The organism is Acidovorax sp. GW821-FHT10A04 (genome assembly GCF_059415825.1).
Genome location: NZ_JBWKNZ010000024.1, coordinates 1 through 14,606 on the forward strand (window position 1 = coordinate 1; position 14,606 = coordinate 14,606).

General features: G+C 68.8%; 16 protein-coding genes and 4 tRNA genes. 12 read left to right on the forward strand and 8 right to left on the reverse strand.

Features of this window, described 5'->3' with window-relative positions:
- The 4 genes from AC07PF_RS31905 to AC07PF_RS31920 form a co-directional block, all read right to left on the reverse strand.
- On the reverse strand, positions 1 to 92 hold a 92-nt coding region (locus AC07PF_RS31905), incomplete at its 3' end, for a GTP-binding protein (RefSeq protein WP_005434227.1).
- 79 nt (positions 93 to 171) lie between these two features.
- Positions 172 to 246 (reverse strand) — tRNA-Thr (locus AC07PF_RS31910).
- A 63-nt stretch (positions 247 to 309) separates the two neighbouring features.
- A tRNA-Gly gene (locus AC07PF_RS31915) sits at positions 310 to 383 on the reverse strand.
- A gap of 67 nt (positions 384 to 450) precedes the next feature.
- Positions 451 to 536 (reverse strand) — tRNA-Tyr (locus AC07PF_RS31920).
- Between the two features lie 504 nt (positions 537 to 1,040).
- Here AC07PF_RS31920 and AC07PF_RS31925 point away from each other — a divergent pair.
- From AC07PF_RS31925 to AC07PF_RS31940, 4 genes are all read left to right on the forward strand, one after another.
- Positions 1,041 to 1,667: a nuclear transport factor 2 family protein gene (locus AC07PF_RS31925; RefSeq protein WP_007859404.1), complete on the forward strand. Its 627-nt coding sequence runs from the start codon at positions 1,041 to 1,043 to the stop codon at positions 1,665 to 1,667.
- Positions 1,667 to 2,656: a Bug family tripartite tricarboxylate transporter substrate binding protein gene (locus AC07PF_RS31930; RefSeq protein WP_494614608.1), complete on the forward strand. Its 990-nt coding sequence runs from the start codon at positions 1,667 to 1,669 to the stop codon at positions 2,654 to 2,656. The genes AC07PF_RS31925 and AC07PF_RS31930 overlap by 1 nt, the downstream gene beginning before the upstream one ends.
- Positions 2,657 to 2,718: 62 nt before the next feature.
- Positions 2,719 to 4,053, forward strand: a complete 1,335-nt coding sequence (locus AC07PF_RS31935) for an amidohydrolase family protein (RefSeq protein WP_494614609.1) — start codon at positions 2,719 to 2,721, stop codon at positions 4,051 to 4,053.
- Positions 4,054 to 4,112: 59 nt separating this feature from the next.
- A complete protein-coding gene (locus tag AC07PF_RS31940; RefSeq protein WP_145699484.1) occupies positions 4,113 to 4,607 on the forward strand; it encodes a RidA family protein in 495 nt (164 codons plus the stop codon).
- 29 nt (positions 4,608 to 4,636) lie between these two features.
- On the opposite strand, the gene AC07PF_RS31945 is transcribed toward AC07PF_RS31940, so the two are convergent.
- Positions 4,637 to 5,539, reverse strand: a complete 903-nt coding sequence (locus AC07PF_RS31945) for a LysR family transcriptional regulator (protein WP_494614610.1) — start codon at positions 5,537 to 5,539, stop codon at positions 4,637 to 4,639.
- Positions 5,540 to 5,616: 77 nt separating this feature from the next.
- On the opposite strand from AC07PF_RS31945, the gene AC07PF_RS31950 reads away from it, so the two are divergent.
- The 7 genes from AC07PF_RS31950 to AC07PF_RS31980 are packed head-to-tail and all read left to right on the forward strand — an operon-like array spanning position 5,617 to position 11,766.
- Positions 5,617 to 6,657, forward strand: a complete 1,041-nt coding sequence (locus AC07PF_RS31950; RefSeq protein ID WP_494614611.1) for a porin — start codon at positions 5,617 to 5,619, stop codon at positions 6,655 to 6,657.
- 22 nt (positions 6,658 to 6,679) lie between these two features.
- Positions 6,680 to 7,765: an amidohydrolase family protein gene (locus AC07PF_RS31955; protein WP_494614612.1), complete on the forward strand. Its 1,086-nt coding sequence runs from the start codon at positions 6,680 to 6,682 to the stop codon at positions 7,763 to 7,765.
- Positions 7,762 to 8,676, forward strand: coding sequence for a dioxygenase family protein (locus AC07PF_RS31960; protein WP_494614613.1), 915 nt, complete (start codon positions 7,762 to 7,764; stop codon positions 8,674 to 8,676). The genes AC07PF_RS31955 and AC07PF_RS31960 overlap by 4 nt, the downstream gene beginning before the upstream one ends.
- Positions 8,677 to 8,687: 11 nt before the next feature.
- Positions 8,688 to 9,467, forward strand: coding sequence for an SDR family NAD(P)-dependent oxidoreductase (locus tag AC07PF_RS31965; RefSeq protein ID WP_494614614.1), 780 nt, complete (start codon positions 8,688 to 8,690; stop codon positions 9,465 to 9,467).
- Between the two features lie 6 nt (positions 9,468 to 9,473).
- Positions 9,474 to 10,373: a beta-keto acid cleavage family enzyme gene (locus AC07PF_RS31970; protein ID WP_494614615.1), complete on the forward strand. Its 900-nt coding sequence runs from the start codon at positions 9,474 to 9,476 to the stop codon at positions 10,371 to 10,373.
- Positions 10,374 to 10,404: 31 nt separating this feature from the next.
- The gene (locus AC07PF_RS31975) at positions 10,405 to 11,400 is read left to right on the forward strand and encodes a quinone oxidoreductase family protein (RefSeq protein WP_494614616.1); all 996 of its coding nucleotides are present in this window, start codon (positions 10,405 to 10,407) and stop codon (positions 11,398 to 11,400) included.
- Positions 11,401 to 11,412: 12 nt separating this feature from the next.
- Entirely contained in the window at positions 11,413 to 11,766 is a 354-nt protein-coding gene (locus AC07PF_RS31980; RefSeq protein ID WP_494614617.1) for a cupin domain-containing protein, read from the forward strand.
- 22 nt (positions 11,767 to 11,788) lie between these two features.
- On the opposite strand, the gene AC07PF_RS31985 is transcribed toward AC07PF_RS31980, so the two are convergent.
- From AC07PF_RS31985 to AC07PF_RS31995, 3 genes are all read right to left on the reverse strand, one after another.
- Positions 11,789 to 12,145 (reverse strand): hypothetical protein, encoded by a 357-nt coding sequence (locus AC07PF_RS31985; protein WP_494610310.1) that lies wholly within the window; start codon positions 12,143 to 12,145, stop codon positions 11,789 to 11,791.
- 199 nt (positions 12,146 to 12,344) lie between these two features.
- Positions 12,345 to 12,420 (reverse strand) — tRNA-Arg (locus AC07PF_RS31990).
- 67 nt (positions 12,421 to 12,487) lie between these two features.
- Positions 12,488 to 13,138 (reverse strand): TetR family transcriptional regulator, encoded by a 651-nt coding sequence (locus AC07PF_RS31995; RefSeq protein ID WP_494614618.1) that lies wholly within the window; start codon positions 13,136 to 13,138, stop codon positions 12,488 to 12,490.
- 163 nt (positions 13,139 to 13,301) lie between these two features.
- Here AC07PF_RS31995 and AC07PF_RS32000 point away from each other — a divergent pair, with 163 nt between their 5' ends.
- Positions 13,302 to 14,603, forward strand: coding sequence for an efflux RND transporter periplasmic adaptor subunit (locus AC07PF_RS32000; RefSeq protein ID WP_494610311.1), 1,302 nt, complete (start codon positions 13,302 to 13,304; stop codon positions 14,601 to 14,603).
- Positions 14,604 to 14,606: the final 3 nt, after the last annotated feature.

A 14,606-nucleotide genomic window follows, 5' to 3' on the forward strand; every position in this document is an offset into this window, starting at 1 on the left:
GCCGCCGTCAGGGTCGTCTTGCCGTGGTCCACGTGGCCAATCGTACCCACGTTGACGTGGGGCTTGGTCCGTTCGAACTTACCTTTTGCCATTTTTCCGACTCCGAAAAAAATCTACAAACTACACAACGAAATTTCGGCGCACCCGAACGACTTCGGGTGCGCCTGAAGGTGGTGCCCATGGCGGGAATCGGACCCGCGACCTCTCCCTTACCAAGGGAGTGCTCTACCACTGAGCCACATGGGCAATCGGAACCGCTTTCGCAACCCCAAAAAAACTTCTCTCTCAACCTGCCAGCAAACCGAACAATGGAGCGGGAGACGGGAATCGAACCCGCGTCATTAGCTTGGAAGGCTAGGGTTCTACCATTGAACTACTCCCGCGCTGCCAACTGGCCCTGCGATCCCAGCCCCAAGGGGCCTACCGCAACCTGCTTTCATTTTCTTCTACTGGTGGAGGGGACTGGATTCGAACCAGTGTAGGCGTAAGCCAACAGATTTACAGTCTGCCCCCTTTAGCCACTCGGGCACCCCTCCGGAGAATCTCGAATTATAGCACTGAATTTTTACGCTCTGCAAAAGCACATGCCAAAAAAATCCAAGCGCCACTTTTCGCCCCAGACATTGCGCGGCACCGCTTGCGACGGCGGCAGCGTTTCTGCCTGAGACCGCGATTCTATGCCACCCGAAGATGCCCCGGCGCCAAGTTCGGGCTTTTGGTGTGGAAAAAACCGCCGCAGCCCCACCAGCGGCACCAACACCACCCGGCAGGTGCGCTGTCGACCCCGGCCCCTGCTCGCGAGCGCCTGACCCCGCACCCTCCTGCCGGCCGCCGCACCAGAGCCATTTCCTGTGCAGCGTCCAGAAACTCGCGTCAGTGTGCGCAGCACAGGCGCCGGATCGAAGTATTGAATTAACTCATTAATCCATTGAATTTAATCGTTTGAAAGATGGCATGGAACGCATTGAAATACAGCCCATGCCGGGAGCCCGTCCCCCTGGCTGAGGCTTACACGACAACCCCCTACGGAGAGATCGCCCATGGACAGACCGCTTCCACCCCCGCGCCGCCTGCTGCTGGCGTCCCTGGCAACCGCACTGGCCCTGCACCTGGCGGTGCCGCTGCAGGCCCATGCGCAGAGCGCCGCCGCCGCCGAGATCGACCGGCTGCTGGCCAAGCAGGCCATCACGGAACTGATCTACAAGTACCCGCGCGCCCTGGACCGCGGTGACCGCGAGATGCTGATGTCGCTGGCCCATCCGGGCGCGAAGATGCGCTTTGGCACCCGTGACTTCCCCCACTGGGAGGCCTACGTGGATTGGCTGATCAAAGCCCATGACGAGATGGCGGGCAACAACCACCGCATCACCAACATCCTGATCGAAGTCAACGGCGACCGTGCCGTGAGCGAATGCACGGGCACCGCCACGCTGCTGGTTCCCAAGGAAGGCAACCCCAATCTCTACGAAGAGCGCTGGATGCACTCCCGCTACCTGGACACCTGGTCGCGGCGCAACGGCAAATGGGCGCTCGATGGACGCCACACGGTGAGCGACTACCGCCGCGTGCTGGACGTCCCCGCCGAGCTGGTCAAGTCGCGCTACCAGGTCATCGGCCACACCGGACGCAGCGATCCCTCCTACCGGCATTTCGAGAGCATCAAGTGATGAGCCCCCTGCTGAACCCCACCCGCCGGTGCCTGCTGGCCGCACTGGGCCTGGCCAGCGCCCCGCTGTGGGCGCAAGCTCCCGCGTGGCCGGCCCGTACCGTCAAGATCGTGGTCCCCTACGCGCCGGGGGGCGGTGTCGACCTGGTGGCACGCATGCTGGCCGAGCGCCTGCACCGGCAGTGGGGCCAACCGGTCGTGGTCGACAACAAGGCCGGTGCGTCCACGCTGATCGGTGCCACGGCGGTCGCCAAAGCGCCCCCCGATGGGCTGACGCTGCTGCTGACCAGCGAGGCCACCATCACCAGCAACCCCTTTCTGTTCGACAAGCTGCCCTACGACCCCGTGCGTGAGCTGGCGCCCATCAGCCAGCTGGTGAGCCTGCCGCAGATGGTCGTTGCGCACCCTTCGGTGCCAGCGAACACCATGGCCGAACTGATGGGCCTGGTCAAGTCGCGCACCCATGCGCTGAGCTATGCCTCCTACGGCTCCGGCAGCCTGCCACACCTGCTGTTCGAAGCGCTGCGGGCCAAGCACGCAAGCAACCTCGTGCACGTGCCCTACCGGGGGATATCGCCAGCGGTGTCTGCCGTGCACGCCGGCGAGACGCAGCTCACGCTGGCGGGCGTGTCAGGCGCCCTGGCCCTGCTGCGCGCCGGCAAGCTCAAGGCCCTGGCGGTGGGACGCGCCACCCGGCTGGCAGAAATGCCCGATGTGCCCACCCTGCGCGAGGCGGGGCTGGCCGACATCGATCCGGGCGAATCCTGGTTCGGCCTGTTCGCCACCGGGGGCACGCCCGCGAGCGTCGTGCAGAAGATCCACCAGGATGTCGCGGCCATCGGCAACGACCCTGCCTTCCGCGAGGCCGTGCTGCTCGCGCGCGGCTTCGAGCCGGTGTTCTCGAACCCTGCGGCCTTCGCGCGGTTCATCGAGGCCGACATGCGCCAGAAGGCACAGCTGATCCGCATCTCGGGCGCCAAGGCCGAGTAGGCCCCCTCCCCCCTTTTTCCTTCAGCGACTTATGCACCCGCGCGTGGTGCAGGAGATTCTTCGTGCCTTCGAAACCTTCGCCCGACCGTTCCGGCCTCGACCAGGAGCTCATCATCCGTGGCGGCCACGTGCTCACCATGGACCCCGTGCTGGGCGATCTGCCCTGTGCCGACGTGCATGTACGCGATGGCGCCATCGTGGCGGTCGGCCCCCAGCTTCCCGTGCAGGGAGTGCCCGAAGTGGACGCGCAGGACATGATCGTGCTGCCGGGCTTCGTGGACACGCACTGGCACCTGTGGAACAGCGCCCTGCGCGCCCTGGTGCGTGGCGATGACCCCGTGCACGGCTACTTTCCCGTCACCCTGGGGACCGGGCCGCTGTTCACCCCCGACGACAGCTATTGCTCCGTGCGCCTGGGGCTTGCCGAGGGATTGCTGTCGGGCATCACCACGGTCCACAACTGGGCCCACAACACCCGTTCGCCAGCACACGCCGACGCCGAACTGCGCGCCATGGCCGACATGGGCGTGCGCGGTCGTTTCGCCTACGGATGGGGGCAGGAGCAGCCGCTCGCCCAACCCATGGACCTGGGCGGCCTGGAAGGCCTGCAGCAGCAGGGCCTGCCCTCGCCGCTGCTCACGCTCGGCGCAGCCGTGCGCACCCCTGTGAGCAATCCGCGCGGCGCCGTGCCCATAGAGGTGGTGGCTGAGGAGTGCGCCCGCATCCGCTCCCTCAACCTGCCGCTGACCATGCACGCCCGCCCCGGGGTGGTGTCCGTGCTGGCCGAGCACGGCCTGCTGGGCCGCGACCTGCAGCTGGTCCATCCGCAGGGCATGGCGCCACAGGACTGCGCCTTGCTGGCAGCGGCCGGAACCACCATGACCTGCTCGCCCACGATCGAGATGCTTTACGCCCAGGCCAACCGCGGCGTGATCCAGTTCCAGGAGATGGAAGAGGCCGGCGTGCACCAGAGCCTGTCGGTGGACAGCTCCGGCGCATCCGCCAATGCCGACTTCTTCGCCTGCATGCGGGCCCTGCTGTGGTCGCACAAACAGCGCTTCGGCAACCGCATCCCGCTCACCGCGCGCCGCCTGCTGCGCCTGGCGACGCTGGACGGGGCGCGCGACCTCGGACTCGACCACCTGGTCGGGTCCCTCACACCCGGCAAGCGCGCCGACATCCAGATCGTGCGCGCCACCGATCCCAACCTGGCCCCGGCTTTCGATCCTGCGCATGCGCTCGTGTATTCGGCACAGCCGGCCAACGTGGACACGGTGCTGGTCGACGGCCGGGTACTGCTGCGCCGCAGCCAACCCACCCGCTGGGACAGCACCGACATCGTGCGCCGGGCCACCGCGTCCATGCGTGCGCTGGCCCGCCGCCACCCCTTGCCCTGAGCGCCACTTCCCAACCCGGGCCGGCAACGGAGCCAGCCCCTCACCCAAAGGAGAGCACGATGCAACACCGATACACCCGCGCACTGGCGGCCATGGCCCTGGCCGGCCTGCTCCTGCCCCCCGCGATGGCCGCCGAGCACCTGGAGCACGGCGAAAGGACCAAAGGCCGGTCTTATGCACCCGCCGTGGTCACCGAAGGCGGCCGCACCATCTGGCTGGCAGGCGAAACCACCACCACGGACCTGAACGGCAAGGACATCAAGGGCGACTTCGAAGCCCAGGCCCGCACCATCTTCGCCTTGCTGGAGCAGACCCTCCAGCGCGCCGGCGGCAGCCTGCAGGACATCGTGAGCATGACGGTCTATCTGACCGACGCCCGCAACGGCGCGATCTTCTCCAAGGTGCGCACCGAGATGTTCCCCGACCGGCGCTTCCCCGCCAGCGCGCAGATCACCGTGTCCAACCTGGCCGTCCCCGGCATGCTGATCGAGATCCAGGCCGTGGCCGTGACCGGTGACCCATGCGGCAAGGCCAAGCCATGCATCGCGCGTTGACACCCTGGCCCGCCACCGGCCGCCCGCGCTCAGGCCTGCAGTTGCTTGCAGCAGTCTTCGAGGCAGCTGCGGAAGGCGCTGGCACTGGGCGACAGCGAGCGCGAGGCGCGCCAGACCAGCTCGACATTGCGGTGGATGACCGGGTCGTGCAGTTCACGAAAGCGCGTGCGGGTCGAGCGCACCAACGCACCCACGTAGGCCGGCACAACGGTCGCGCCCAGGCCGGCCTCCACCAGGCCCACCGCCGTGCCCAGGTGGCCGACCTCGAAACGCAGCGCAGCCGTCTCGCCCCCCTGGGACACCAGCGGATCGACCAGGGCACGAAAGCCGCCCGCTGGCGCCAGGCCGATCATGGGCTGGCCCTCCAGGTCGGCCCAGACCATGCGCCGGCGCCGTTGCGCCAGGGGCCAGGCCGCCGGCAGCAGGACACCCAGGCTGTGGCGCAGCAGGATCGCCCGCTCCATCGCGACGTCCATCTGCGGAAACACGCCGAAGCCGATGTCGGCGTCTCCGTGGTCCACCGCCCGCACCAGTTGCTCGGTGGGCAGATCGGCAATGCGCACCGACACCGCGGGATGCGAGACCTGGAACTGCGCGATCACGCCGGGCAGGAAGTGGGCTGCCAGGAAGGGGGTGGTCGCCACCGTCACGCGGCCGCGGCGCTTGTGCAGCAGGTCCTGCGTGTTCGCCACCGCGTGCTCCACGTCCGCAAGGATGCGCTCGGCACTCTCGAACAGCTCGCGGCCCGCGTCGGTCAGCGCGATCTGGCGCGTGGTGCGGTCCACCAGCGGCAGGCCCAGCTGCGACTCCAGCTCGCGCACCAGCAGGCTGGTGGCCGACTGCGTCAGGTGCAGCTTGCGCGCCCCCGCAGTGAAGCCTTCGCTCTTGATCACTTCCACGAAGGCGCGCAACTGCCGCAAGGTGATATTCATAAGAAATTCAAATCAATTTCGAGCATTCATTCTATTTATTTCCCCGTCCCTACCCACCCCTCCACGGAAGCGCTCACATGAAAAAAACCTGCTTCGCCCTGTCCTTCATGGGTCTTGCCATGGTCAGTGGCGGCGTCGCCGCACAAACCCAGGTCACGCTGTTCGGCGTGGTCGACCTGGGCATCGCCCATGTTTCGCACGGCAATGCCCGCCTCACCGCACTGAGCTACAGCGGCAACAGCCACGCACGCCTGGGCTTTCGGGGCACCGAAGACCTGGGCGGCGGCATGTCCGCCAGCTTCTGGCTCGAAAGCGCACTCGCCCCCGACACGGGCGGGACCGGACTGAATTTCCAGCGCCGTTCCACCGTCAGCCTGAGCGGCGGCTTCGGCGAGTTGCGCCTGGGCCGCGACATGTCGGCGACCAACCTCAACCCCTCCTGGTTCGATCCGTTCCAGGGCACCGGCATCGGCCAGCCCACGGTCTACAGCATGCTGGGCGCACCGATCCGCGTCAGCAATGCGCTGGCCTACCTGCTGCCAAGGCAGCTGGGCGGCTGGTACGGCCAGGTGCAGTACGCCTTTGGCGAAGAGCCCTCCAACAGTGCCAACCGGCGCAACAACAATTACGAAGGTGCGCGCCTGGGCTTCGCCGACGACGCCCTGAACGTCGCAGCCGCCGTGGGCCGGCGTCACAGCGGCACCGCCACCGCGGCGGCCCAGGTCAAGGCCGCCAACGTGGCAGCGTCCTACCGCATCGGCCCCGTCACACCCATGGCCTTCTGGGCCCGCGAAGAAGACAGCCGGGGGGCACGCATCGACGCCTGGCTGATCGGTGCGTCGCTGCGCCATGGCGTGGGCGAATGGCGCGCCGCCTACAGCCACTACGACCGCAGCCACAGCGGCGACGACTGGAGCAAGCTGGCCCTGGGCTACGTGCACCACCTGTCCAGGCGGACGGCGCTGTACGGAACCTATGCCCACATCCGCAACCGCGGGGCCTCGGCCCAGTTGGTCAGCGGCACCGGCGTAGCCGACTGGCCGACCACCCCGCCCTTGGCATCCCAGGCCGGCGCCCGCTCGCAAGGCGTCGAGCTCGGCATCCGCCACAACTTCTGAAACCGCAGCAGGAGCCTCCCCCATGGACCACCTGTCCCCTTCCCCGGCCGGCAGCCCACCCCACGTGCCCTCGCGCCGCGGCTTTCTCGGCATGTTCGGCTCGCTCGGCACCCTGGGTGCCATCGGCGCAACCACCTTCGTGCCGGAGGGCCGGCCGCTCGCCCAGACCCTGGCCGCCAAGGGTTCGCGCATCGACTTCCACCACCATTTCTTCTCGCCCGCGTGGGTGCGGCTGGTGGAGCGCCAGCACCTGCAGCAGCCGGTGCTGGGCTTCGACCAGTTCAAGACCTGGACGGTGGAGAAAGACCTGGAAGCCATGGACCGCGGCGGCGTGGAAAAGGCCTTCCTGTCCGTCACGCAGCCGGGCGTCTGGTTCGGCAACGTGGCCGAGACACGCGCTGCCGCCCGCGAACTCAACGAGTTCGCCGCTCGCATGAAGGCCGACCACCCCGGCCGCTACGGCCACTTCGCGGTGCTGCCGCTGCCCGACGTGGAGGGCAGCCTGCGCGAGATCGCCCATGCCTTCGACGTGCTCAAGGCCGATGGCGTGGGCCTGCTCTCCAGCTACGACGACAAGTGGCTGGGCGATGCGTCCTTCGCGCCGGTATGGGCCGAGCTCAACCGCCGCAAGGCAGTGGTCTACGTCCATGCCACCGCGCCCAACTGCTGCGCGTGGAACTTCCAGCCGGGCATCCTGCCCACCTTCGTGGAGTTGGGCTCGGACCTCGCGCGGGCCATGGTGAGCCTGATCCACGGCGGCACCGCCAAGGTCACACCCGATGTGCGCTACATCTGGTCGCACGGCGGCGGCAGCATCTGGGCGCAGCGCTTCCTCGTCGGCGAGACGGCCGAATCGCTGGCGCGCGCGGCGCCTGCCGACTCGCGCCTGCACCACCTGCGCCGCTTCTACTACGACACGGCCGCTGCGGCGGATGCGGTGCACATGGGCATCCTGAAGATGATCGTGCCGACCTCGCAGATCGTGTTCGGCTCCGACTTCCCGTGGGTCGAGCCGGCCAGGATCGTCGAAGGGCTGGAGAAATCCGGCCTGAGCGCCAGCGAGCTGCAGGCCATCTACCGCGACAACGCCAAGGCGGTGCTGCGATGAGCGCGGGCACCCCTGTGGTGAAACAGCTGCCCGCCCAGAGCGGCCTGTCGGCAACGGACCCGGCACAGTTGCTGGCCGCCGTGCTGCGCGCCAATGCCGGCACCCGGGATGCGCGGCTCAAGCAGATCATGGACGCACTCATCCGCCATGCCCATGCCTTCGCGCTGGAGGTGGACCTGACGTCCGCCGAACTCGACCTGGGCATGGACTTCCTGGTGCGCATCGGCCAGGCCAGCGGGCCGCACAAGAACGAGGGCATCCTGCTGGCCGACATCCTGGGCCTGGCCACGCTGGCCCAGCTGCGCGGCGCGCGCGAGGCCCTGGCCCAGGGTGGCACCGAGCCCGCACTGGTCGGACCCTTCTGGCGCGCCCGGCAACCGGTGCGCGCAAGCGGCGAGAGCATCGCGACCGCGGACACCCCGGGCGCTCCGCTGCATGTGCGCGGCCGCGTGTGCTCGCTCGACGGCGCACCGCAGGCCAACGCACGGGTGGAGACCTGGCAGGCCTCGCCGCAGGGCCTGTACGAGAACCAGGACCCCGAACAGGAGGACATGAACCTGCGCGGCGTGTTCCTGACCGACGCCCAAGGCCGCTTCGACTTCCACAGCGTGCGCCCCGCAGGCTACCCCGTGCCGGTGGACGGACCGTGCGGCGAACTGCTGGCGGCCCAGGGGCGCGCCATCATGCGACCGGCCCACCTGCACTTCATCGTGGTGGCCGCAGGCCACAAGGTGCTGGCCACGCAGTACTTCGACATCGACGACCCGAATGCCCACGCGGACGTGGTGTTCGGTGCCGTGGGCTCGCTGCTGCGCCGCTTCGAACCCGATGGCCAGGGCGGCTTCTCCCTGGACATCGAACTGCGCCTCGAACCCGGGGCCACGCAGCTGCCCCATTGCCCCCTTCCCTGACCTCCATCCCCATGCAAGACAACGACAACCGAAGTTTCGCGCCGCGCGAGCGGCTCGACGGCGAAATCGCCGTCATCACCGGTGGCACCGGTGCCATCGGACTGGCCACGGCCCGGCGCATCGCCGCGCTGGGCGCACGCGTGGTGCTGCTGCAGCGCAGCGCACCCGAGGCGGCGGCGCCCGCGCTGGCGCAACTTGCCGGCAGCGGGCACCGGGCCCTGCAGGCCAGCGTGACCGACAGCGCCGCTTTGCGCGACGCCGCGCAGACGGTGGAGCAGGAAATGGGCGCCGCCACGGTGCTGGTGAACAGCGCCGGCTTCACCCGCCCGGTGCCTGCGGCCGACCTGGATGGTCTCAGCGACGAGCTGATCGACGAGATCTTCGCCACCAACTGGCGCGGCAGCTTTGCGGCCATCCGTGCGTTCGCACCGCAGATGAAGGCAACGGGCGACTCGGTCGTGGTCAACGTGTCGTCGATCGCGGCCTTCACAGGCCTGGGCAGCAACCTGGCCTACGCGGCTGCCAAGGCCGGCACCGATGCGCTGACGCGCGCCCTCGCCAAGACCCTGGCACCCCGGATCCGGTGCCTCGCGGTGTCGCCCGGTGTGGTCGACACGGCCTTCGTTCCCGGGCGCGATGCGGCCTTCAACGACCGCGTGGGCCCCACGATCCCTTTGCAACGCGTGGGGACGGCGGACGACGTGGCAGCAGCCATCGTCGCCTGCTGCACCTCGCTGCGCTATGCCACCGGCAGCGTGATCGTCGCCGACGGAGGCCGCCATCTCGGCTGACCGACCATGTCCCTCGAAACCACCACCATCCTCACCTGCGCCGTCACGGGCAATCTCACGCGGCCCGACCAGACGCCGCACCTGCCGGTCACGCCCGGGCAGATCAGCGACGCCTGCATGGAGGCCGCAGACGCCGGTGCCGCAGCGGTGCACATCCATGTGCGCGATCCGCACACCGGGGCACCGTCCATGGACGTCGAGCTCTATGCCCGCGTGGTCGAGGCGCTGCGCCGCGACCGGCCCGAACTCATCCTCAACCTCACCACCGGGCCGGGCGGGCGCTTCGTGCCCAGCGCGGACGAACCCCGCCTGGCCGCACCCGGCACCTCGCTGCTGCGGCCCGAACTGCGCGTGGCGCACATCGCGGCGCTCAAGCCCGACATCTGCTCGCTGGACCTCAACACCATGAATTCAGGCGAGCAGGTGGTGATGAACACCCCCGCCAACGTGCGCCGCATGGCCGCCGTGGTGCGCGAACACGGCGTGGTGCCGGAGCTCGAATGCTTCGACACCGGCGACCTGGTGCTCGCGCAGGCCCTGATGGCCGACGGCACGCTGGCCGGGCCAGGCCTGTACACCTTCGTCATGGGCGTGCGCTATGCCCTGCCGTTCACGCCCGCGGCCCTGATGCTGGCGCGCTCGCTGATCGCGCCGCAGGCCTGCTGGTCGGCGTTCGCCGTGGGGCGCCACGCCTTTCCCGCCGTGGCCCAGGCCCACCTGCTGGGCGGAAACGTGCGCATCGGCCTGGAAGACACCATCTACCTCGACAAGGGCCTGCTCGCCCGCAGCAATGCCGAGCTGGTGCACAAGGCGCGCCGCATCGTCGAGGACCTCGGCGGACGCCTGGCGACCAGCGCCCAGGCCCGCACCACCTGGGGCCTGCGTGCCACCAACGCCCTGCACTGAACCGATTTCTTCCCACCCAAGGACTCTCACCATGACCATTGCCTCTCCCGCGCACGCATTGCGCGTGTCCCAAAAGGCCGAAGCGCCCGAAACACTCGACCTGCAACTGCAGCCCCAGGACCGGCCCGACGCACCGCCCGGCCATGCGGTCGTCGAAGTCCTGGCGGCCGCCGTCAACCCCAGCGACGTCAAGGCGGCGCTGGGCCTGATGCCGCAGGCCATCTGGCCACGCACACCGGGGCGTGACTTTTCCGCCCGCGTGGTGGCCGGCCCGACGGAGTGGCTGGGCGCCGAGGTCTGGGGCACGGGCGGCGACCTGGGTGTCACCCGCGACGGCAGCCACGCACGCTACCTGGTGCTGCCGGTGGCGGCCCTGGCGCGCCGGCCCGATGCCGTGCCCGTGGCCGCTGCGGGCACGGTGGGCGTGCCCTTCATCACCGCATGGGAGGGCCTGCGCCGGGCGGGCCTGCAGGGCCCCGGCCAGACGGTGGTGGTGTTCGGCGCCAATGGCAAAGTGGGCCAGGCCGCCATCCAGCTGGCAACGCGCGCCGGCGCCACGGTGGTCGGTGTGGAGCGGGGCACCAGCAGCTACCGCGGCCACGCCAGCCGGCCCGTCCCCGTGCTGGACGGAACCCTCCCCGAGCTGGGCCAGGCCCTCCACGACGCCACGGGCGGGCGCGGCGCCGACATCGCCTACAACACCGTGGGTTCGCCCTACTTCGCACCCGCGCTGCAGGGCCTGGCCGTGGGCGGCACGCAGGTGCTCATCTCCACCATCGAGCGCTCGGTGCCGTTCGACATCCTGATGTTCTACCGCCGCAACCTGCAGTTGCTCGGGGTGGACAGCCTCAAGCTCAGCGTGGTGGACTGCACCGCCATCCTGAACCTGCTGGCACCCGGCTTCAGCGATGGCTCGCTGCGCGCCTTCGACGTCGATCCTGCCGGCCTGGTCCCCCTGGAGGAAGCGGCCGACGCCTACCGGCGCGTGATTGCGGGCTCGTCCTCGCGTGTCGTGCTGGCCCCCTGAACGGAGACAAGCATGCACCTGGTACGACATGCCGATGCGCCCGGCTACGACGCCCCGGGCCACGAAGGCTTCGCGATGGCACGCCTGCAGGGCCGCGAGGCCGGCCCCGCGGACACGGCCTGGATAGGGCTGTCGCTGGTGGCGCCCGGAGGCAGCACGACGCTGTCGGCCTCCCCCCTCGAGAAGTTCTACGTGGTGATGGATGGTGAGCTCGAGATCACCAGCCAGCAACCCGGCGGCCCGCCATGCAGCGAGGTGCTGCGCGCGCTCGACAGCTGCCGCATCGCGCCGGGCGAGGCGCGGCAGCTGCGCAATCGCAGCGCGCACCCGGTGCGGGTGCTGCTGGTGATGGCAGAGCCCCGCTGAGCCCATCGGACGCGCCGCCCGCTCAGCGCCGGTCGTCCACCACGTTGAATTCGAAGCGGAACTGCACCGCGACCTTCTCGGGCAACGTCACCACGACGCGTGTCTCCTGGGGATGAAGAATCGTCCCCCCATCGGCGACGATGGCGCCGTTGGCGACGGCCAGTGTCTCGTCCTTCGAGGTGGTGGTGCGGCGCGTGGCCTCCCAGCCGAACTGCCCGGGACGCAGCTTCTGGCGCTGGATCCATGCCCAGATGGCAACGATCTCCGCATTGACCTCGGTTTCGAGGGCACGGGGGGTCAGCGCCTGACCGGAGAACTCGTAGCGGTCCTCGCGCAGGACCCATTTGAAAAGCAGGTGCGGCATGGTTCTATTGGACACGGCGCATCAGCATTGCGCAAACACCATGGAGGTCTTTTGCACCGAGTCGATGAGGGTCACCATGGTTGCCCCATGGGCGTGCCCGGATCCTGTTGGCAATGCATGGAGGCGCATGTCCATGCCACTCCGAAAAGGAAGCGTCAGCGTTCCGAATCGGCATGGAGACAGGAACAGCATCCAGGTTCATGCTGGGAGATGGTGGTGCGGCTGGCGGGGATCGAACCCACGACCCTTGGCTTCGGAGGCCAATACTCTATCCACTGAGCTACAGCCGCATGCGTGTAGCTCGGCATTATCGCATGCAGCACGCACCCTGCGGAGCAAGCGGCCCCCGCCCTCCGCTTACGGCCTGCCGGCGGCCGGCACCGGGGCCCCGAGCCGCAGCCCCAGGCCGGTGATGAAGGCATCGGTGGTCACACGGCCGATACCGGCGAGGTCGAACACGCCGTTGGACAGGATCCAGTTCTGGATCAGGCCATCGAACAGGGCATGCAGGCCCACGGCGGCGCCCATGGGAGACACCGGCATGGCCACCCGCTGGGCCTGGGCAGCCAGCTCGAAGTCACGGGCCAGCTGGCGCGTGAATCCGTCGCTGGCGGCCAGGTGGCGCTCGCGCACCGCCACCAGCTCGCCCACGTACTCCACCTTGTGCATGGCGATCTCGAACACCCGGCGCGTGTGCTCGTCCGAGGCCACGCTCTCCAGCACCAGGGCCATCACGGCGCGCAGGCGCTGCAGCGGGTCCAGGTCGGTACTGGCTTCGAACTCGCCGTAGCCCTGCTCCAGCGGCAGGGTCACCCGGTCCATCATGGCGTTGAAGAGGTCGACCTTGTCCTTGAAGTGCCAGTAGATGGCTCCCCGGGTGGTGCCGGCGGCCAGGGCGATGTCGCTCAGGGATGCCCGGGAGACGCCCTTGTCGTAGAACACCTTCTCGGCTGCATCGATCAGGCTGTTGCGCGTGGCAATCGCGTCTTCTTTGGTTCTGCGCACCATGGATGCAGCCTCCCGTTCATTGCAATTTCACAGGCGGCCCAGGTTGGGCGCCAGCCCTATTATACATCCATGGTTGTATGTATAATTGCCCGTCTATTGGTAGAAACTCCTATTCGCCGACGCACACCGCTGCTCGGCGATGCCTGCCGTGAACATCCCGTTGATGCCCAACACAAGGACTCCCATGCCTCGCCTGCGTGACCCATCCCGCCGCATTGCGCGCATCCCTGCCCTGCAGCGCATGCTGCCCGTGGCCGCTCTGTGCACCGTTACCGTCTTTCTCGCCGCATGCGGCAAGTCCGATGCCCCGGCCGCCGCGGGCGGTGCGCCCAAGATGCCTCCCGTCGAAGTCGGCGTGGTGGTTGCCACGCCGGGCGACGTGGGGCTGGTCACCGAGCTGCCCGGCCGGGTCGAAGCCTCGCGCGTGGCCCAGGTGCGTGCCCGCGCTGCCGGCATCCTGCTCAAGCGCGAATTCCGCGAAGGCAGCGACGTGAAGGCGGGCCAGCCGCTGTTCCGCATCGACCCGGCCACCTACGCGGCCGCTGCGGACAGCGCCAAGGCCAGCCTGGCCAAGGCCGAGGCCAACCTGGCCCAGGCCACGGCCACGGTGGAGCGCTACCGCCCCCTGGTGGCCGCCAATGCCATCAGCAAGCAGGACTTCGTGAACGCCGAGGCCGCCCAGAAGCAGGCCCAGGCCGACGTGGAAGCCGGCCGCGCAGCCACGCGCACCGCGGGCATCAACCTTGGCTACGCCAGCGTGACGGCCCCCATCTCCGGGCGCATCGGCCGCGCCCTGGTGACCGAAGGCGCGCTGGTCGGCCAGGGCGAAGCCACGCCGCTGGCCATCATCCAGCAGATCGACCCGGTGTACGTGAACTTCACCCAGTCGGCCAGCGACGTGTTCGCGCTGCGCCGTGCCATGGAAAGCGGCCAGTTCAAGCGCGCCAGCGGCGACGCCGCCAGCGTCAAGCTGCTGCTGGGCGATGGCTCGGCGTACGCCCATCCCGGCAAGCTGCTGTTCTCGGACCTGTCGGTCGATGCGTCGACGGGACAGGTCACGCTGCGCGCCGAAGTGCCCAACCCCAAGGGCGAGCTGCTGCCCGGCCTGTACCTGCGCGTGCAGATCGAGCAGGCAGAGGTCAGCAACGCCATCACCCTGCCCCAGCAGGCGGTGACGCGCACCCAGCAGGGTGACACGGTGAGCGTGGTGGGCGAGGACGGCAAGATCAGCCCGCGCAGCGTGAAGATCAGCGCGGCGCAGAACAACCGCTGGGTGGTGCTCGACGGCCTGAAGGCCGGCGAGAAGGTCATGGTCGACGGCTTCCAGAAGCTGCAGATGCTGCCTCCGGGGACACCCGTGAAACCCGTTCCATGGCAGGCCGCCGGTGCCGCGCCCGCTGCGGCGCCAGCCGCCGCAGCAGCCCCCGGTGCCGCACCTGCGGCCTCTGCCGCCGCGTCGAAGTAAGGG